Source organism: Candidatus Ichthyocystis hellenicum, from assembly GCF_001460935.1.
Lineage (GTDB): Bacteria > Pseudomonadota > Gammaproteobacteria > Burkholderiales > 2013Ark19i > Ichthyocystis > Ichthyocystis hellenicum.
The window spans coordinates 1,331,610-1,354,305 of the sequence record NZ_LN906597.1 but is presented as its reverse complement, the minus strand read 5'-3'; the positions used below and the strand labels follow the sequence as shown (position 1 = coordinate 1,354,305).

Annotated in this window: 8 protein-coding genes; 6 read left to right on the top strand and 2 right to left on the bottom strand. The window is 28.2% G+C overall.

Going from position 1 to position 22,696, the window contains the following annotated elements:
* Nucleotides 1-500: 500 nt before the first annotated feature.
* Nucleotides 501-1,901, bottom strand: a complete 1,401-nt coding sequence (locus Arg41_RS05160) for a hypothetical protein (protein ID WP_092343875.1) — start codon at nucleotides 1,899-1,901, stop codon at nucleotides 501-503.
* Nucleotides 1,902-3,765: 1,864 nt separating this feature from the next.
* Between Arg41_RS05160 and Arg41_RS05155 the strand changes: the two genes are divergently transcribed.
* Nucleotides 3,766-7,584, top strand: coding sequence for a hypothetical protein (locus tag Arg41_RS05155; protein WP_092490552.1), 3,819 nt, complete (start codon nucleotides 3,766-3,768; stop codon nucleotides 7,582-7,584).
* A gap of 103 nt (nucleotides 7,585-7,687) precedes the next feature.
* Here the strand turns inward: Arg41_RS05155 and Arg41_RS05150 are convergent, their stop codons facing one another.
* Nucleotides 7,688-8,767: a hypothetical protein gene (locus Arg41_RS05150; protein WP_092490551.1), complete on the bottom strand. Its 1,080-nt coding sequence runs from the start codon at nucleotides 8,765-8,767 to the stop codon at nucleotides 7,688-7,690.
* Between the two features lie 229 nt (nucleotides 8,768-8,996).
* Here Arg41_RS05150 and Arg41_RS05145 point away from each other — a divergent pair, with 229 nt between their 5' ends.
* The 5 genes from Arg41_RS05145 (at nucleotide 8,997) to Arg41_RS05125 (ending at nucleotide 22,611) form a co-directional block, all read left to right on the top strand.
* The gene (locus Arg41_RS05145; protein ID WP_092490550.1) at nucleotides 8,997-9,833 is read left to right on the top strand and encodes a hypothetical protein; all 837 of its coding nucleotides are present in this window, start codon (nucleotides 8,997-8,999) and stop codon (nucleotides 9,831-9,833) included.
* Between the two features lie 634 nt (nucleotides 9,834-10,467).
* Nucleotides 10,468-14,115 (top strand): hypothetical protein, encoded by a 3,648-nt coding sequence (locus Arg41_RS05140; RefSeq protein ID WP_092490549.1) that lies wholly within the window; start codon nucleotides 10,468-10,470, stop codon nucleotides 14,113-14,115.
* 495 nt (nucleotides 14,116-14,610) lie between these two features.
* On the top strand, nucleotides 14,611-15,090 hold the full coding sequence (locus tag Arg41_RS05135) for a hypothetical protein (RefSeq protein WP_141663243.1): 480 nt from the start codon (nucleotides 14,611-14,613) through the stop codon (nucleotides 15,088-15,090).
* Nucleotides 15,091-15,268: 178 nt separating this feature from the next.
* The gene (locus Arg41_RS05130; protein WP_092490548.1) at nucleotides 15,269-18,727 is read left to right on the top strand and encodes a hypothetical protein; all 3,459 of its coding nucleotides are present in this window, start codon (nucleotides 15,269-15,271) and stop codon (nucleotides 18,725-18,727) included.
* 176 nt (nucleotides 18,728-18,903) lie between these two features.
* Nucleotides 18,904-22,611, top strand: coding sequence for a hypothetical protein (locus tag Arg41_RS05125; protein ID WP_092490547.1), 3,708 nt, complete (start codon nucleotides 18,904-18,906; stop codon nucleotides 22,609-22,611).
* The last annotated feature ends 85 nt before the right edge of the window (nucleotides 22,612-22,696 follow it).

Sequence of the window (22,696 nt, the reverse complement as noted above, 5' to 3'; positions counted from 1 at the left end):
ATCGTTATTATCATAATAACCAAAAACTACATTATGTGCCCTATCATAATCAGAGATATTAACGTCAGTAATTTATAGGTATGTATGATAATAATTTAAATATCGGTGAAAGTAACAACAACATCTTTTTAACAACATTTCATTCTGTATTTATACCTCACTTCGTACGAGTAATAATATCATTTAAATTTAAGTTATCTAAACATAAAAATTAATTTGTATGTTTAAATTTTTCTTAAAACACAGTACAAATAATAAGCTACCCATATAAATATTTTATACTAAAGAAAAATAATTTAAACTCATTGAGTCAAGTTAACCCGCAACCAACGGAAAAACATACAGTTTATATCTCTTTAATTACTGTTTCATCAATCACAATGATCACAAAAAACGCAGCAACAATGACAAAAAATATATCATCTTTTTATGATCTAGGAAGCATAATGTCAGATCATTATACATTTTGGATTGTTTCATTGTGATAGATGGATAATGTATCACCCGTCCCTTTCTCTGCAAGTCAGCTCAATATAATCAATGATAGTACTATACTCAACACGGGTATCAATTCCATATGTAGTCAATTCTTCAACAATTTTTTCATCTACCAGATACATTCTCGGTATAACATATCCGCTTTTAGCATATTCTTGGTGGCTACCATAAACTGGGTGTGAAGAATAACATTCAGGATCCTCTTCTTTGGAAACATCGATACCATTGCTAGCACCTAACAATAGTCCTTCTTCTTCAACAACATGTACTTGTGCTTGTACTAGTATATCCCTACTTCCTTTTAGTGATAATTCACCACCTTCCTGATTATATTCATTAAACAGTAATCCTGAAATATTACTATCTATTTCTGAACATTCATCTCCAACTTCCCCCTCAACACCTGACTCTACAAACTTGTCAACATCATTGCGATAATATCTCGTGCATGAATCATCAGCTAAACCTCTAAAACCCAATGCCGTCCCAATTTTACCACCTAATAATTTTCTGAAATTGACAATTTTTTCATTATTACTTTTAAAAAAGAATAAAAACAGTAGCCCCAGAAAAAATGCCAAAAAAATATATGTTAGTAAAAAAAGTGTATTACTAGCACCAAGAAAACGACTATCGTCAACAGTGGTAACAGTAGAATGTGTAGTTATTGCTGACGACAAATTAGTACTTGTAGTTATCGCAGATGACAAATGAGTACTTGCAGTTATCGTAGACGATAAGTACGGATTGATAGTCGTTATTGTAGTAGTAGGAGACAAACCAGGTTTAGAAGTTGTTGATTTAATCATAACAACATCAGTTATATACTTCAAATAATCATATAAACTAGGACAATAAGCAGTATCCACACTACCATTTTCTAACATCGAAGAAATATCATTATGGTACAACACGGATATATAACCTAACTTAGAGAGCCAATACTCCGACAAATTAGTTAACTCTTTGCGCCAATTTGATTGGTCAACAGTTGAAACAATATCAACTATTCTCTCCCTTATCAAAAGGTCTGCAGGAGTTAAATTCAAAGCATTAAAAATACTAGGATTATTAGCTGTAGAATTAGCAAATTTTTGTTCAATAGCAAGAAGAGCACAAATTACTGAATTGGTTTGATCATCTGTTATATAGCTATCACTATAAGCAGGAGCTATTAGATTCAAAAACACTAAAACCGATAAAATACTTCCGGTATATTTACGCACATCAACAAAATCCATCAAAAATGACAATCCCATTACTTCTTTAGTAGTAAACTTTGCACTAACTTCCGGTTCGCCAACAATCTCTAACTCATCATAACTATCTAGTTCATCACAATAAATATCTAATCCATTCTCTAGATATAAATCTGAGCAAGTATGAAAACCAACATTACGCATTAAAATTCCTTTTTAATAGTTATTCCCCAAAAAAACAAACCAGCAATCTTGCAAATAGCATACAAATTGAATAAATCTTAGAAAATTACCCCCTAAAACGCATGATTATAGATTTAAGGCATTTTAAATAAAAGCACAAAATTAATCTGCATATATAAATTTTGCATAATATGAAAAGCAACTTATTAAATAAAATTACTATTTGCTTATGAATTAGGCCCCAAAATACAAATATGCGGATATAATATTAAGAACTGTCTCACTTATTGTTGATAAAATGTCATTTCTTTATTAACCATCTATGCCAGCCTCAAACATAAAATAATATTGGTCATTAATTCGTTCGTCTATCTTCACTGTAAAGCACACCTTCATTACCTACGCAAGCACAAAACCATGGCAATTAAATTATATAATATTGTAGTTGTGCAAAACAATATTGTTTATAAAATTAGAAAATAACATAGAATAAGTAAGTCAGTAATAATTGAAGCAACCGTAAAATATCTAGTTGTTCGTTAAAAAACACATATTACACTAATAAAAAAGTTGGGAAAATTATTATTAGTACAGCTCTACACACTTAAATAAAAACTCATATTACATAATTATAATGCCAAGCTATGTTCCTAAACAATAAAATTTATAATATATTAAGGCCCCTTAAAGGCAAAATTAATGCGAATGACTATGCACAACGAGTCAGGATTAATTCTATTTTAATAATATATGCATCATTATCATTTATGAGACATCTTTGCTTTTCATTAATTAAGTTATTGATGATAATAGTTATGCCAGCACTAATGGCACTTCTATTATAAAAAAGCACGTTGATTATTGATCAAATATTATGCCAAAAGGTAAGTAATTTCTAAGTTTTTTAATTTTTTTACTCATGCGAGGATAATTATATAAAAAATGCCGTGATTAATATTTATAACAGTATGTAACAAAAATAAACTTGTGAATTAAATATTAGATGACGATTTAACATTTTTCAATTATCTACCCTAAAAACAATAACCATGGTAGTAAGAATTGTATATTCCACAAAGTAGTTAAAGAATAGACAAGGGAAAAATAAAACCCATTAATAGCACGACTATAGGCCAATTAAGATTAACCTATATCAAATAATTTTTCGATTGTGTAGACTGCTGCATACCAAACCAACGAGCTGCATTGAAAATGCATGCGCAGCAGATTTCAAATATGCCAAAACTAATTGTAAAACCAATAACATTAGCACCTCAATACTAATATTATTAATTGACACATATCTAATTTTTAAGATATCTATCATTAAAAATTAACCATTACTAAAAGATAAAATAGTACTTTGTAATGCAGCAAAAATTAATTAGCTTCCACTCATTGACTATGATTAGCAGACAAAACGTCCAAGCATCGATTAAACAGAAAACAAAATATAATTATCAAAATAATCAATATAAACATAGTTTATGGAAAATCACCCGCCTACAATTATATAAGAAAATTATTAAAAAATAACTACCTACTCTTAAATATGTGCCAAGTAATCCTATTTTAATTATGAGCAACAGTAAAATTTAAACCACAGATCAGAAAACAATAAACGAGATATTTGATAAACTTTGATCACAATTTATTGAAACAAACATAAGATCGTACAACAAATTAAGCGTAAAAAAATAACTAAAAAATTATGATTGGTATAACTTTAACTTTATTTATTAAGATCATATAGTTATACGTATAATATATTATGTAAAATTTTATTACCAATGACACAATTCAAAGGAAATTTATTTCCACTAAAATTAAGATAGGTGTACAATGGCAACCAACTTAAAATGAATCCTCATATAGATCTTACTAAATGCGCCCATATACTTTGATTAATGATTTTACTGCCGGTAAAATTAATGAGAATGATAATGTCAAAAATGAGGCTCACGATTTGGTTTTTTGTACTCGTGATACACTATGCCAAGATAATAGCTATGAAGAAAAATTATTACTTCCTGATATATTTAAATTGACAAAATCAGATGAATCTAATTTTTCATCTGAAAATTACAATTTCAATACCTATCAACAACATACATATAGCACTTTAAAACGTCGATTCATTGAAGATTCCTCCCCTTCAATAGAACCAAGACCCAAAGTAATATGCCTAAAACAAATCACGAGCAACGAAAAAAATTACATAGCATCGCTAGCTTTTACAGAAAAAATAACAACATCTCCGAATTTGAAAAATATTGGAAGAAAAATAAAAGATCATTCAGGTGAATATAAAACTACAGCATGGCCGATAATTAAAAAAGATCTACGCATAAAGTTATATCGCTGTGATACTAGACAAAGCATGTGTACAGAAAAAATTTTCAATACCTCATCTTTAGATCCCACACAACAGATTACTGCAGTAAATACATCCGTTAAAAATAACCAACTCTCCGTAGCAAAAGAACTAAAACCTAAAAGAACAAATCTTAAAATAGGCATGAGTGACAAAAACATAATTAAAAAGAATATAAGCTTAAAAACATATGCTCGTAGCAGATTGTTGCATACAAAAAATAACTCAAGAATTGTATACATGGATGCTATTAAAAAAATAGATATTGATAATAACGGGTTATTCAAGAACAGTGTATTAGAGAAAATAGATGAAATTATTGAAAGAAAGGGATTATTAAAATTGTCTATTGACCTTTCTCCAACTTATTCAAACATACGCAAATATGCCTTAGAGAAAATATCATCATTACTCAATGATGATATAGTTAATTCAGATATATTGATAACCCCTGAGATGTCTATTTCAGATCTAAGATTAAGTTGCATATCAAATAAAGTTTTTTTTGAAAAATTACGAGAGCATTGTGAAAAGATTGCAAAAGATATACTAGCAACTCCGGATAATTATTTGTCACATATATTTCAAAGTTATGCTAGTTTCAATAGTAAAGATCCTTCAAATACAAACAGTATCAGGATTAAACTTCCTCATAAAAAAAATAAATTTCTCCCCAAACTAAAAGAGTTAATTGCAGATACAATATCTAATTTACCAAACAGAATTATTTATGAACTTGAAAGGATCGATCAAGAAACTATTGTGAATGCTTTGTTTTCAGATGTACATGGTGTATTAGTATCAAAATCATTGATAAAAAGTCTTAACCTACGATTTAAATCCAATAAAAATAAATTCAAATTTGCAAATGAAAGATTCGATGATAATTTAAGTTTTCTCAATAAGTTACTTGAAAAAATAGGAAATCTGGTAAGGAAATTTTGTATATTTCATGAAGGAGTTTTCTTGCCAAGTGAATCTACGGTAAAGCAATTATCAAAATACATATTGTCAGATATTTATGATGTGCATCCAAAATTCCATAAAAAACTTAAATTTCCTGCTCGAAATATATCAAAACCTCGAGAATCAACTAATAATGTTAACCTGGAGCACCGTTACAAAAAAGGCGTTAAAACTAATACCTTGGTAAAAGAAGAATTACAAATAAAAAAATTAGATCCACTAAGTAGAACTGATACTACACTATCAATATTGGCAGACATAAAAACGAAAAAGATAGAAATAGGTAATAGTGACCCGATTGCGACAACGTCAATTACGGAAAATCCACTGGAACAACAAACGATGACAAAAGAATTTAGTCTAAAATCGTATTGTAGATCTAACTTACTATCTGCAGATAATACATCAAGTATATATAAAGATATCACTAAAAATATTGGTATAGATAATAATTGTAGATTTAAAAACTGTGTACTAGAAGAATTAAGCGCTTGTGTTACAAGTAGGGGATTCACAAAATCGTCGATTAACATTGACGCAACTTATTTAAATGTTCGCAAATATATTTGGGATAAAATTTCCCCTTGCATTAGTGATGATATAACCACCACAGATGTATTGATAACTCCGGGAATATCTTTATCAGACCTATTACATAATTGTGTATCAAACAAAGTTTTTTTTGAAAAATTAAACAAAAATTGTGAAGAAATTGCAAAAAATATATACTTCATTCCAGATCATTATTTCTTAAGTATTATTCAAACTTGTATTTATTTGGGGTCACCTAAACATATTCAAATACCTTATACTAAGAAAAACAAATTGTGCTCGGAGCTAAAACTCCTAATTATGGAGACAATATCTAATTTACCTAATAATATCATCCATGAGCTCAAAAAATTTAAGACAAATGATGTCATCAATGGATTATTTGTAAATATACATGATGTATATTTACAAAAATCATTAATAAGAAAAATAGAACTAATTTTTAATTCTAACAAATTACCAGATGATAAATTTATATCTAATTTAAACTTACTCAACAATTTACTTACAAAGATATTTATAGAAGTAGAATCTCACCCGGTATTACATGAGGGAAAGATATTCTTTCCAGGAGAACATACATCAAAACTACTTTCCAAATATTTGTTATCAGATATGTATGGGGTACCGATTAAAATCTACAAAAATCTTACCATCCAAAAACATCTTGGAAATGCTGCTTTAGATAATAGTTATACAAAAAATGCTAGAGCTAATACTCCTGATAATATTAAAATACGGTCATCAGAAAAATCAATACTTATTCCTCAAAGAATATCACCATGGAACCCTAATATTGTAACGTCTACGAATATGTATAAATTAGCTATCTCAATGGCTAATATCAACAGATCAAACTTTGAAAATTGCGTGGCAGAAAAAATCAAGCATTACCCGATAATAAAAGAATGCCTTAGTAAAAAAAATAAAATCTATATTGATCTTTCTGTAACACATGATCGTATCAAAAATTATATTTTGGAAACATTTGTCCCTTTCTTGAAAGAAATTGAAGAAGAAACAAAAATAAGAATAAAACTTATTCATGGCATGACTATAGATGAATTAAGATTAGCATATATATCAAACGAAGAATTTTTTGATAAATTGCGCAAATTTTGTACTAAAGTAGTTAGTGGAATTAAAAACTGTAATAACAATACATTAGTTGATCTAATTCAATCCCGTGTGCCTTTAAAAATTTACATAATGCAATCCAGTACACCTTTAGAAACAAAAATATTACGTATAAATAAAAAAAGAAGGGCCGAATTTCATGATGAAATATCAAATTTATTAATTAGAAACATTTCAAATATCTCAGAAGAAATTTTAACCTGGATTAAATTAATACCTCACCCCAAACTTATAGAGGGGTTTTTCTCTCCTTTCCACGATGTCTATGTTGATAATACATCACTATTGAAGGTTAAATCAGTATTTGATACTGTGCAAAAAAAGCTTAAAAATGACCATCTATTAATAGGTCTAGTAGATCAAATATCCATTGATATTATGGGTAAAATTGGAAAAATAAAGACATTGCGCATGTTAATTAATAGACACATTATTTCTGAAAAACTATCTATACATAATTATATAAAAAAATTAGTAAAAGAAGAAACACATACCCTTAAAGATAAACTTAGTGATCCAATTATGATTATACGTAATGATAAAATTGAGACTGCAGCAACCAAGACAAAGGACGAAATATTTAATCTAATTGAACTAGACTTGATTGAAACGACTATAAGATCATATAATAAACTGTGCCTGAAAGCATACAGATCACACAAATCAAAAGTGTGAATTAAAAATAATGATTAATCACGTGCAATTAACATATTGCTGTGTCAAATTTTATCACCATCCATAGTATGTGTTTCTGCACCAGCGTATTATAAATTTTTTATTAATAAGCAGCATGCACTTGGGCTTTTACAATTATCCCCACATTGCCCTCAGTGGGTCTAATCACTTCTTTCGCATCTTCATCAACGAGTACAGCAACACCACCTTCATCTAATTCATCATCTTTAAATCCTTCATTATATATCGCCCTCACAAATCCACCATTTCTCTCAGTGGATTCAATATTTTCATCAACTAACACAGAAAGATTACTTTCTTCTAGTTCACCTTCAAATTCTCCATTATCTATAATCTCTATAAACTTTACGCAATCACGATTATAATGACTCCGGGACAAATGGCCTCCTGTAAATAATCTTTCAACTTTAGAAAAAAATAACGATCTTAAACCTACAATTCTCTCATTCATACTCAGACAAAAAAAAGCTACGATAACCACAATAAATATACCAACTACAGATGTTACTATTAACGAATAATCGTCATATCCATGCACGGAACCATGCACGGGAATTTCAAAACCATCCACAACAGGACTACCATCTTTTGTTTCTTTTTTATAAATGGAATCATTCAAATGCTCTAAATATTCACTAAGGTATGGACAAAGATCAATATTAGTAGTACCGTTTTCCAGCATTGATTTAACTTTATAAAAGTCACTTATGGATGTGCGATTTAATTCACCCATCCAATAATCCAAAAACGTCTTTAATCTATTAGCATCTACCTCCATACTATCTCTAATAACAATAGATGATAATATCCCTAAAGAATGATATCTATTATACCCATACCCTATACCCCTGTAATCCTCGGAAAGCACTCTGTCAGCAGCATCAAGAGCACACATACTAACTTTATTATCCTCTATGTAGCTATCAATGCTTCCATTAGTAAGTGAGATTAGATAGAAATAAAAAAACATCAAAGTTGAAACAAATTTCCTATAATAAAGACTGAAATTAAAAAAACTTACTGGAGATGGTAATACAGATGACCTTTCTCTATTAGAACTTGGAACAACATTCATTGAATCAGAAAGATCAGATTCATCTACAATCTCTAACTCATCTTCTAGATGTAAACTCGAATGACAATGAGACACAACGCCACGCATTAACGCTCCCTTTCAGACAATTAGCCGTAGATATAAAACATGAATTGTTTTATAAATCAACACCTCGATCAGCATCTAATAATCGTAACAACCGCGCAATTCTAGCACACAACAATTTTATGAATCTGATAATTGATCTATTTCTACATATGAAAAATAAAATAAGTAGAACACAAAAAGTACCAATAATGGTATCGATAAAATTGTGTGATAATATAAAAATTATATTTTGGAAACATTTTCCCCTTTTCTGAAAGAGATTGAAGAAGAAACAAGATCAAAAATAAAACTAACTAATGGCATGACCATAGATGAATTAAGGTTATCCTACGCATCAAATGAAGAGTTTTTAGATAAATTGCGTAAATTTTGTAATAAAGTTATCATTAGCATTGAAAATTGCAGCAATAGTACATTAGTAGATCTAATACAGTACTGTGTACCTTTAGGAGCAGAAATATCAAAACTAATACGAATGACTAGAGAAAGAAAAAACTTGTTTCTTAATGAAATGAAAAAACTGTTAATTACAAACATTTCAAATATACCCAAAACAACAATTGCAGAATCGATCAAATTAGTACCTCATGCCGATATTATAAATGGATGTTTCTCTAATTTTTATGATATCTATGTCGACAATAAATCGCTACTAAAGGCTAAACTAATATTTGATACCGTATCCCTAAAAGTGATTAACGACCCCTTGTTAAGTGAATCAGTAGATAAAATCTCCTTAGATATGATTGATAGAATTAGAAAACAAAATATGATAAGAATAAGAAAGAGAAGGAGGAGGATTATAAATAGCAATTTAATTTGTGGCAAGTTACCTATATACAACTATATAAAGAAATTGGTAGAAAAAGAATTTCCTACCCTTAAAGATAATATAAGTGGTCCCATTTTAACTATGCGAAACAATAAAATTGAAATCGCAGATCAAAAAACAAGGGATGAGATATTTTATAAACTTGAATCAGACCTAATTGAAACAGCTGTAATATCATACAACAAATTATTCGTTAAGAAATACAAATCAAAAGTTTGTACTAAAAAATTATGATTATCATAACTTTATGTGTTTAAGCAAAAGTGCCTATATCATACGAGGAGTAACATGATGATACTCATGATAACACTACTGATTATGCATATAATTAAAACTAGAACACAAGTAACAATTATAGCCTCAACCATTGTGTAGGAGTTATACCAAAAGATGAGCTATCTACCCTATTTTTAATTTTTTGTACTCATGATATATTTAGATTGCCTCAATTATATGAGCATAATCTATCATCTAAAATACCTTGTGCATCTAGTGTGTTAAAACGCTAATCCATTCATATTACTGCAAAAATGGCATTCACAGACAATGAACCACTATCAATAACATAAAACCTAATAATAGTCATAGATAACAACTAATTATTTAAGAACAATACAGCACTACTAAAGTGCTAAACTAATATTAGATACTATCCCACTAAAAGTGATTAACGACCACTTGTTGAGTAAATAAATAGATAAAATTTACTTAGATAGGATTGATTAAATTAGAATTAATTGCAATAACTATATGTTATTGTCAAGTTTTATCATAAGGAATCAACTACGCAGAATTTATTTCCACTTAAAATCATGACCAAGGTAAAATAGATGCTAACTTAAAGTAAATCGTCATTTAGGTTTTATTAATGTATCCATATCATTCAAGCAATAATCTTACAGAAAGTAACATTGGTGATAACAAAAATGTTAGAAACGATACACATGATAACACGACTGATCATGTGTATGTTGAAGACCTGCGCACAAGTAGAGAGTATGGATTTAACCATTGTGTAGGTGTTATAGCAAAAGATGATCCCCACACACACATTTTAAATTTTTGTACTCATGACACACCATACCAAGATAATACTAATGAAGAAGATTTATCTCCTCCTGATATATTTAAATTGCCTCAATTAAATGAATCTAATACTGATCAACCATCCACATCTAGTGCTTTAAAACGTCAATACATTGGAGATGAATCCATATTAATAGAACCAATATCCAAAGTAATATGCCTTAAACAAATCATGGGCAGTGAAAAAAATTACATAGCATCACTAGCTTTTACAGAAAAAATAACAACAGCTTCAAATTTGAAACATATTGAACAAACAAAAAAACATTTAGATAAATCTAAAATACCCAAGCAGCCTATAATTAAAAAAGAAATACCTACAGAATCAAATAGTTGCAATACCAGAGAAATCATGTGTGTAGAAAGAACTTGCAACACATCATCTTTATCTACAGAATATGTAGCCGAAAAAAGTACACTCACTGACAATAAAACGCTATCAATAACACCAGAACTAGGAATAGTAGAACCTAAAAAAATATCAATCAAAAAAAATATAATCCTAAAGCCTTATCAGCATCATCACATCAATTTGTGGTATACAAAAACCAACTCAAGAATAGTATACATAGATGCCATTAAAAAAATAGTCATAGATAACAATGAATTATTTAAGAGACGCGTATTAGAAAAAATAGGTAAAACTGTTGAAAGAAGAAATTTATTAAAATCATCTATTAACCTTTCTCCAACTTATTCAAACATACGCAAATATGTCTTAGATAAGATATCTTCATTACTTGAAGATGGTACAGTTGATTCTGGTATATTGATAACTCCTGGAATGTCTATTTCAGATCTAAGATCAAGTTGCATATCAAATGATATGTTTTTTAAAAAATTACGGAAGTATTGTGAAAAAATTAAAAAGGATATACGACTAACCCCTAATAATAATTTGTCACGTATATTTCAAAGTGGTGCCATTTTCAATCTAAATAGCACCACAAATCCGACTAATATCAAAGTTAAATTTTATTCTAAAAAAGATAGATTTATCCCAGATCTAAAAGAGTTAATCATAGATACAACATCTAATTTACCCAACAACATCATTTCCGAAATTGAAAAGATCGATCCCAAAAGCATTATTAATTCTTTATTTTCGGATGTGCATGGTGTATTAGCATCGAAATCGTTAATAAAAAATATGAACTTATTATTTACATCCAACAGACATGAATTTGTATTTGCAAATAAAAGATTTGATGATAATTTAAATTCATTCAATAAGTTACTAGAAAAAATAGCAAATATAGTAAGAAAATTTTGTATATTTCATGATGGAGTTTTTTTGCCAGATGAATCTACGGTAGAAAAACTATCTAAGTACCTATTGTCAGACATGTATGGCATATCTTCCAAGTTTCATAAAAAACTTAAATTACCAGCCCAAAACATACCAAAACCTCTAGACTCAATTGACAATGTTAACTTGAAGAGTAATTATACAAAAAATATGACAACATCCGTTACAATAAATATTGATCCATCAGAACAAAAAACAATGATAAAAGAATTAGGTCTAAAACCGTATCGTAAAACTAACTTAATTTCTGCAGAGAATACATCAAATATATATGAAGATGCCATTAAAAAAATTAGTATAGATAATAATTACCTATTTAAGAATATCGTATTAGAGGAATTAAGCGCTTATATTACAAGCAGGGGATTCACAAAGTCATCCATTAATATCTCCACAACTTATTCAAATGTGCGCAAATATATTTTAAATAAAATTTCCCCATACATTAGTGATGCCATAACCACTACAGATATATTGATAACTCCCGGGATGTCTTTATCAGACTTAGCATATAATTGCGTATTAAATAATCTTTTCTTTGAAAAATTAAGTAAAAATTGTGAAGAAGCTGTAAAAAATATAAATTTAGTTCCTGATAATTATTTCTTAAGAATAATTCAAAGTCACATTTATTTGGACTCACATGAACGTTTACTAATTACTCACAAGAAAAATAAATTATGCTCAGCGATAAAACTGCTAATTACAGAAACAATATCTAATTTGCCGAATAATATTATCCATGAGCTCAAAAAATTTAATCCAAATGAGATCGCTGATGGATTATTTGTAAACATACATAACGTATATTTACAAAAATCATTAATAAGAAAACTAGAACTAATTTTTAATTCTAACAAACGAGCAGGTAATAAATTTAAGCCTAATTTAAATTTAGTCAATAAATTACTTAAAAAACTGTTGGGAGAGGTAAAAACACACCCCTTATTACATGCAGGAAAAACCTTTTTCCCAGGAGAATCTACAGCAAAACTATTGTCTAAATACCTTTTATCAGACCTTTATGGCATATCTATCAATATTCGTGATAATATGGGGTCATCATTATTAAAAAAATCAATAGTTATTCCACCAAAAAAATTGAACTGGAACCCCGATTCTATATCACCTTTATATGTATACAAATTAGCTTTATCAAGAATTGACATTGATAAAAATAATTTTGAATGTTCCTTCATAGATAAATCTAAGAACTATCCGTTAGTAATAAAATACCTTAGCAAAAGAGAAAAAATTAATATTGATCTTTCTATAACGTATAACAATGTTAAAAACTATATTTTGGAAAAATTTTCCCCTTTTCTGAAAGAGATTGAAGAAGAAACAAGAGAAAAAATAAAACCAACTAATGGCATGACTATAGATGAATTAAGGTTAGCTTACGCATCAAATGAAGAGTTTTTAGATAAATTGCGTGAATTTTGTACTAAGGTGATAAATAGTATCAATAATCATAGCAGTACTACATTAGAAGATCTGATACAGTTACGTGTACCTTTAGGAATAGAAACATCAAAAAAAATACGTATGAACAAAGAGAGAAAAAATTCATTTCTTAATGAAATAGAAAACCTATTAATTACAAACATTTCAAATATGCCAAAAGCAATTGCAGAATCGATCAAATTAGCACCTCATACTAGTATTATCAATGGATGTTTCTCTAATTTTCATGATATGTATATTGACAATTCATCGCTACTAAAAACTAAACTAATATTTGATACTATACCCCAAAAAGTGATTAACGACCCCGTGTTGAGTAAATCAGTAGATAAAATTTCCTTAGATATGATTGATAAAATTAGAAAACAAAATAGAATAAGAAGGATCATGATAAATAGAAATTCAATTTGTGGAAAATTGTCTACATACAGCTATATAACCAAATTGGTAGAAAAAGAATTTCCTACCATTAAAGATAAACTAAGTGGCACTATTTTAATTATACGAAACAACAAAATTGAAACCGCAGATCAAAAAACAAGGAATGAGATACTTGATAAACTCGGATCAGACCTAATTGAAACCACCATAATATCATACAATAAGTTGTTCATTAAAAAATACAAATCAAAAGTGGCAAATAAAAAATTATGATTATCATAACTTTATATTTTTAAATAAAACATCAGATCACATAACCATTAGTAATGGATAATTGATATATCAAGTATCATTATCAGGTATGCCCCCTATAATTTATTTTCACTAAGACTAGGAAGAGTGCACAATGATTGCTAAATCAAAGTAAATCCTCGTTTAGGTTTTATCATATTTATCTATATAATTTAAGAAATGATTTTACAAGTAATGACATCGATAACAATAAAAATATTAAAAATGGTACTTATAATAACACTACTGAACATGTATGTTATGAAGACCTGCACAAAAGTAATAATTATTGCCTTCTGACATATTTAAATTGACTCAACTAGGTAAATTTAATTTATTATATAATATATACAGTTTTGTACTGATCAACCATCTACATCTAATGATTTAAAACGCCAATACATTGAAGATGAATCCATATTAATAGAACCAAGCCTTAATGAAGTAGAAAATCTATTAATTACAAACATTTCAAATATGCCAGAAGCAATTGCAGAATCGATCAAATTATCACCTCATACTAGTATTATCAATGGATGTTTCTCTAATTTTCATGATATGTATATTGACAATGCATCGCTACTAAAAACTAAACTAATATTTGATACTATAATCCTAAAAGTGATTAACGACCACGTGTTGAATAAATCAGCAGATAAAATTAGAAAACAAAATAGAATAAGAAGGATCATAATAAATAGAAATTCAATTTGTGGAAAATTGTCTACATACAGCTATATAACAAAATTGGAAGAAAAAGAACTTCCTACCCTTAAAGATAAACTAAGTGGCACTATTTTAATTATACGAAACAATAAAATTGAACCCGCAGATCGAAAAACAAGGAATGAGATATTTTACAAACTCGGATCAGACCTAATTGAAACTGCCATAATATCATACAATAAGTTGTTCATTAAAAAATACAAATCAAAATCGGCAAATATAAAATTATGATTATCATAACTTTATATTTTTAAATAAAATCTCAGATCACATAATCATTAGTAATGGATACATTTCTATATCAAGTATCATTATCAGGTATGCCACCATATAATTTATTTTCACTAAGACTAGGAGGAGTGTACAATGATTGCTAAATCAAAGTAGATCCTCGTTTAGGTTTTATTATATGCATCTATATAATTTGAGCAATGATTTTACGAATAGTAACATCGATGACAATAAAAATATTAAAAATGATACTTATGATAACACTACTGAACATGTATGTTACGAAGATCTGCACAAAAGTAACAATTATGAATTTAGTCATAGTGTAGGTGTTGTACCAAAAGATGATCACGCCTACCCTTTAAGTTTTTGTACTCATGACACATCATACCAAGATAATAATCATGAAGAAGATTTATTGCCTCCTGATATATTTAAATTGACTCAATTAGGTGAGCTTAATTTATCATCTAAAATTTACAGTTTCGATACTAATCAACCATCTACATCTAGTGCTTTAAAACGTCAATACATTGAAGAGGAATCTATATTAATAAAACCAAATCCAAAAAGAATAGACCTTAAAAAAATATCAATCAACAAAAATGAGGTTAAAAAAAATATAAGACTAACATCTTATCGTATCAATAATTTGTGGCATACAAAATCTAACTCAAGAATAGTATACATAGATGCCATTAAAAAAATAGGCATAGATAATGACGGATTATTTAAGAGAAGCGTATTAAAAAAAATGGGTAAAATTATTGAAGAAAGAAATTTATTAAAATCGCATATTGACCTTTCTCAAACTTATTCAAACATACGCAAATATGTCTTATATAAGATATCTTCATTATTTGAAGATGATACAATTGATACAGGCATATTGATAACTCCAGGAATGTCTATTTCAGATCTACGATCAAGTTTCATATCAAATAGTATTTTTTTAAAAAAACTACGAGAGCATTGCGGAAAAATTAAAAAGGATATACGAGTAACCCCTAATAATAATTTGTCACGTATATTTCAAAGTAATATTATTTTAAATAATAGTGGTTACTTAAATTCAACTGAACCCAAGATTAGATTTCAGCCAAAAAAGGATAGATTTATCCCCGATCTGAAAGAATTAATCATAGATACGGTATCTAATTTACCCAACAGCATCATTTACGAAATTGAAAAAATTGACCCAAAAAACATTGTTAATTCTTTATTTTCAGGTGTACATGGTGTGTTAGTATCAAAATCATTGATAAAAAATATTAAACTATTATTTACGTCCAATAGACACGAATTTGAATTTGCAAATAAAAGATCTTATGATAATTTAAATTCGTTCAATAAGCTACTAGGAAAAATAGCAAATATAGTAAGAAAATTTTGTATATTTCATGACGGTTTTTTTTTACCAGATGAATCTACAGTAGAACAACTATCTAAGTACCTGTTGTCAGACATGTATGGTGTATCTTCCAAGTTTCATAAAAAACTTAATTTACTAAATCAAAACATACAAAAACCTCAAGGATCAATTGACAATGTTAACTTGAAGAGCAATTATACAAAAGACATGACAACACCCATTACAAGAGACACTGACCAATCAAAACAAGAAACGATGACAAAAGAATTCGGTCTAAAAAAACCGTATCGTAAAACTAACTTACTTTCTGCAGGTAATACATCAAATATATACGAATGTGCCATTAAAAAAATTAGTATAGATAATAATTTCCGGTTTAAGGATAATGTATTAGAAGAATTAGGAGCTTATATTACAACTAGGGGGCTCACAAAGTCATCCATTAACCTATCCACAACTTATTCAAATGTGCGCAAATATGTTTTGGATAAAATTTCCCCATACATTAGTGATGCCATAACCACTACTGATGTATTGATAACTCCGGGAATATCTTTATCAGATTTAGCATATAATTTCGCATCAAATAGTATTTTCTTTGAAAAATTAAGTAAAAGCTGTGAAGAAGCTGTAAAAAATATAAAGTTAGTTCCTAGTAATTATTTCTCAGGCATTATTCAGAGTCATATTTATTTTAACTCACCTGAACGTTTAATAAGTACTAGAAAGAAAAATAAATTATGCTCAGCGATAAAACTGCTAATTACAGAAACAATATCTAATTTGCCGAATAATATTATCCATGAAATCAAAAAATTTAATCACAATGAGATCACAGATGGATTATTTGTAAATATACATAATGTACATTTACAAAAATCATTAATAAGAAAACTCGAACTAATTTTTAATTCTAACAAATTATCAGATAATAAATTTATATCTAATTTAAACTTACTCAACAATTTACTTACAAAGATATTTATAGAAGTAGAATCTCACCCGGTATTACATGAGGGAAAGATATTCTTTCCAGGAGAACATACAGCAAAACTACTATCTAAATACCTTTTATCAGATATGTACAGCATACCTACCAAAATTCACAAAAAACTTACCCTGAACAAACACATTAAAGATAATATGTCAGAAAGTAATTATGAAAAAAGTTCTGAAACTAATGTTTGTTACAATATGAAAATATCATCGTTAAATAACCCACTACTTATTCCTCAACAAAAAAAATTGAAGTGGGACCATGATCCTATATCGCCCATCTCTATATACAAATTAGCTTTATCAAGAATTGATATTGATAAAAGTGATTTTGAATGTTCCTTCATAGATAAATCAAAGCACTATCGGTCTATAGCAAAATATCTTAGTAGAAAAGAAAAAATAGATATTGATCTTTCTATAACGTATACCAATGTTAAAAATTATATTTTGAAAAAATTTTCCCCTTTTCTGAAAGAGATTGAAGAAGAAACAAGAACAAAAATAAAACTAACTAATGGCATGACCATAGATGAGTTAGTATTATCCTATGCATCAAATCAAGAGTTTTTAGATAAATTGCGTGAATTTTGCAATAAGGTTATCATTGGCATTAAAGACGGTAGCAATAATGCATTAATAGATCTAATACAGTTACGTATACCTTTGGGAATAGAAATATCAAAAAAAATAATGATGAACAAAGAAAGAAAAAATTCATTTCTTAATGAAATGGAAAAACTATTAATTACAAACATTTCAAATGTACCAAAAACAATTGCAGAATCGATCAAATTAGTACCTCATGCTGATATTATCAATGGATATTTCTCTAATTTTTATGATATGTATGTTGACAATAAATCGCTACTAAAGGCTAAAATAATATTTGATACTATAACCCTAAAAGTGATTAATGACCCTTTGTTGAGTGAATCATTAGATAAGATTGATAAAACTATGAAACGAAATAGAATAATGATAAAAAAGAGAAGGATAAGGATTATAAATAGCAATTTAATTTGTGGTGAATTACCTATGCACAGATATCTAAATAAATTGGTAGAAAAAGAATTTCCTATCCTTAAAGATAAGCTGAGTGATCATATTTTTATCATACGAAACAATAAAATTGAAACTGCAGATCAAAAAATAAGGGACGAGATATTTGATAAACTTGAATCAGACCTAATTGAAACAGCTGTAATATCATACAATAGGTTATTCGTTAAAAAATACAAATCAAAAGTGAGAACTAAAAAATCATGATTAGCGTAACTTTATATATTTAAATAAATGCCTTAGATTACATAACCATTAGTAATGGATAATTGCTATATCAAGTATCATTATCAGGTATGCCCCTCTAATTTATTTTCACTAAGACTAGGAGGAGTGTACAATGACTGCTAAATCAAAGTAAATCCTCGTTTAGGTTTTATCATATGTATCTATATAATTTGAGCAATGATTTTACGAGTAGTAACATCGATGACAATAAAAATATTAAAAACGATACGTATGATAACACTACTGAACATGTATGTTACGAAGATCTTAACAAAAGTAACAATTATGAACTTAGTCATAGTGTAGGTGTTGTACCAAAAGATGATCACACCTACCCTTTAAGTTTTTGTACTCATGACACATCATACCAAGGGAATAATCATGAAGAAGATTTATTGCCTCCTGATATATTTAAATTGACTCAATTAGATGAACCTAATCTATCATCTAAACAACCATATGAAGAATTTAATACCTTAAAACGTCAATACATTGAATGTGAATCCATATTAATAGACCAAAATCCAAAAAGACCAGACCTTAAAAAAAATACAGGAGAGATAATAACAGCTTCAAATTTGAAAAATATAGGACAAACAAAAAAATATTTACCTAAATCTAAAACACTAGAGTGGCCGATAATTAAAAAAGAGATACGTACAAAGTTATATCGTTGTAATGTTAGAGAAATCATGTGTGCAGAAAAAACTTGCAACGCCTTGCCTTCAACTTCCACAGAACATACTACTGCAAAAAACACATTAACCGACAATGAACCGCAGTCAATAGCACAAAACCTAAGAGGAGTAGAACCTGAAAAAGTATCAATCAACAAAAATGCGATTGAAAATAATACAATAATAACATCGTATCATAACACTAATTTGTGGCATACAAAATCTAACTCAAGAATATTATACATAGATGCCATTAAAAAAATAGGTATAGATAATGACGGATTATTTAAGAGAAGCGTATTAAAAAAAATGGGTAAAATTATTGAAAGAAGAAATTTATTAAAATACCATATTGACCTTTCTCAAACTTATTCAAACATACGCAAATATGTTTTATATAAGACATCTTCATTATTTGAAGATGATACAATTGATACAGGTATATTGATAACTCCAGGAATGTCTATTTCAGATCTACGATCAAGTTGCGTATCAAATAATATGTTTTTTAAAAAATTACGAGAGCATTGCAAAAAAGTTAAAAAGGATATACGAGTAACCCCTAATAATAATTTGTCACGTATATTTCAAAGTTATATTATTCTAAACAATAGTTGTTACTTAAATTCAACTAAACCAAAGATTAAATTTAAGCCCCCAAAGCATAGATTTATCCCTGATCTAGAAGAATTAATCATAGATACGGTATCTAATTTACCCAACAGCATCATTTACGAAATTGAAAAAATTGACCCAAAAAACATTGTTAATTCTTTATTTTCAGGCGTACATGGTGTATTAGTATCAAAATCATTGATAAAAAATATGAAACTATTATTTGCGTCTAATAGACACGCATTTGAATTTGCAAATAAAAGATTTGATGATAATTTAAATTCGTTCAATAAGTTACTAGGAAAAATAGCAAATATAGTAAGAAAATTTTGCATATTTCATGACGGGGTTTTTTTGCCAGATGAATCTACGGTAGAACAACTATCTAAGTACCTGTTGTCAGACATGTATGGCGTATCTTCCAAGTTTCATAAAAAACTTAAATTGCCCGCTCAAAATATACAAAAACCTATAGGGTCAATTGATAATATTAACTTTAAGAGCAATAGCACAAAAGATGTAACAACATCCCTTACAAGAAACACTGATCCATCAGAACAAAAAAAAATGATAAAAGAATTTGGTATAAAACCGTATCGTAAAACTAACATACTTTCTGCAGGCAATACATCAAATATATACGAATGTGCCATTAAAAAAATTAGTATAGATAATAATTTCCAGTTTAAGGATAGTGTATTAGAAGAATTAGTAGCTTATATTACAATTAGGGGATTCACAAAATCATCCATTAACCTCTCCAAAACCTATTCAAATGTACGCAAATATGTTTTGGATAAAATTTCCCCGTATATTAGTGATGCCATAACCACTACTGATGTATTGATAGTTCCCGGTATGTCTTTATCGGACTTAGTATACAGTTGCGTATCAAATAGCCTTTTCTTTGAAAAACTAAGTAAAAATTGCGAAGAAACTGTAAAAAATATAAAGTTAATTCCTAGCAATTATTTCTCAAGCATTATTCAAAGTTGTATTTATTTTGACTCACCTGAACGATTAGTAATTACTAACAAAAAAAATAAATTATGCTCATCAACAAAATTGCTAATTACAGAAACAATATCTAATTTGCCGAATAATATTATCCATGAGATCAAAAAATTTAATCCCCATGAGATCACAGATGGATTATTTGTAAATATACATAATGTGTATTTACAAAAATCATTAATAAGAAAAATAGAACTAATTTTTAATTCTAACAAGCTACCAGATGATAAATTTATATCTAATTTAAATTTTCTCAATAATTTACTTACAAAGATATTTATAGAAGTAGAATCTCACCCGGTATTGCATTCTGGAAAGACATTATTTCCAGGAGAACATACAGCAAAATTACTATCTAAATACATTTTATCAGATATGTACAACATATCTACCAAAATTCATAAAAAACTTAGCCTTCATGAACATACCAAAGATGGCACATCAGAAAGTAATTATGAAAAAAGTTCTGAGATTAATATTCATGATAATATGAAAATATCATTATTAAAAAACCACTCACTACTTATTCCACAAAAAAAATTGAAGTGGAACCATAATCCCGTATCACCTCTCTATATATACAAATTAGCTTTATCAGGAATTGATATTGACAAAAGTAATTTTAAATCCTCCTTCATAGATAAATCAAAGCACTATTGGTCTGTGATAAAACATCTTAGTGAAAAAGAAAAAATCGATATTGATCTTTCTATAACGTATACCAATGTTAAAAATTATATTTTGGAAACATTTTCCCCTTTTCTGAAAGAAATTGAAGAAGAAACAAGATCAAAAATAAAACTAACTAATGGCATGACCATAGATGAGTTAAGGTTATCCTACGCATCAAATGAAGAGTTTTTAGATAAATTGCGTGAATTTTGTAATAAAGTTATCATTAGCATCAAGAACCCTAGAAATACTATATTAACAGATCTGATACAGTCAAATGTACCTTTAGGAACAGAAATATCAAAAAAAATACGGATGAAGAAAGGAAGAAAAAATTCATTTCTTAATGAAATAAAAAAACTGTTAATTACAAACATTTCAAATATTCCAGAAGTACTTTCAGAATCGATTAAATTACTACCTCATGCCGATATTATCAATGGATTTTTCTCTAATTTTTATGATATGTATGTTGACAATGAATCGCTACTAAAGGCTAAACTAATATTTGATACTATACCCCTAAAAGTGATTAATGACCCTTTGTTGAGTGAATCAGTAGATAAAATATCCTTAGATATAATTGATAAAATTAGAAAACAAAATATAATAAGAATAAGAAGGAGAAGTATTATAAATAGCAATTTAATTTGTGGTAAATTATCTACATACAACTATGTAAAAAAATTAGTAAAACAAGAATTACCTACTCTTAAAGATAGTCTAAGTGATCATATTTTAACTATACGAAACAATAAAATTGAAACCGCAGATCAAAAAACAAGGGATGAGATATTTGATAAACTTGGATCAGACCTAGTTGAAACAATTGTAATATCATACAATAGGTTATTCGTTAAAAAACACAAATCAAAAATTAAATAATTATTCGTAATCAATATTTATTATTGTCAATTTTTATCATCAGCAAGCAACCCCATAGAATTTAGTTTAGACAAAATTCATTTAA

What these genes read in the sequence shown, in the direction of transcription:
- Arg41_RS05160 (WP_092343875.1), bottom strand. Translation starts at nt 1,901, where the DNA reads ATGCGTAATGTTGGTTTTCATACTTGCTCAGATTTATATCTAGAGAAT.
- Arg41_RS05155 (WP_092490552.1), top strand. Translation starts at nt 3,766, where the DNA reads ATGCGCCCATATACTTTGATTAATGATTTTACTGCCGGTAAAATTAAT.
- Arg41_RS05150 (WP_092490551.1), bottom strand. Translation starts at nt 8,767, where the DNA reads ATGCGTGGCGTTGTGTCTCATTGTCATTCGAGTTTACATCTAGAAGAT.
- Arg41_RS05140 (WP_092490549.1), top strand. Translation starts at nt 10,468, where the DNA reads ATGTATCCATATCATTCAAGCAATAATCTTACAGAAAGTAACATTGGT.
- Arg41_RS05135 (WP_141663243.1), top strand. Translation starts at nt 14,611, where the DNA reads ATGCCAGAAGCAATTGCAGAATCGATCAAATTATCACCTCATACTAGT.
- Arg41_RS05130 (WP_092490548.1), top strand. Translation starts at nt 15,269, where the DNA reads ATGCATCTATATAATTTGAGCAATGATTTTACGAATAGTAACATCGAT.
- Arg41_RS05125 (WP_092490547.1), top strand. Translation starts at nt 18,904, where the DNA reads ATGTATCTATATAATTTGAGCAATGATTTTACGAGTAGTAACATCGAT.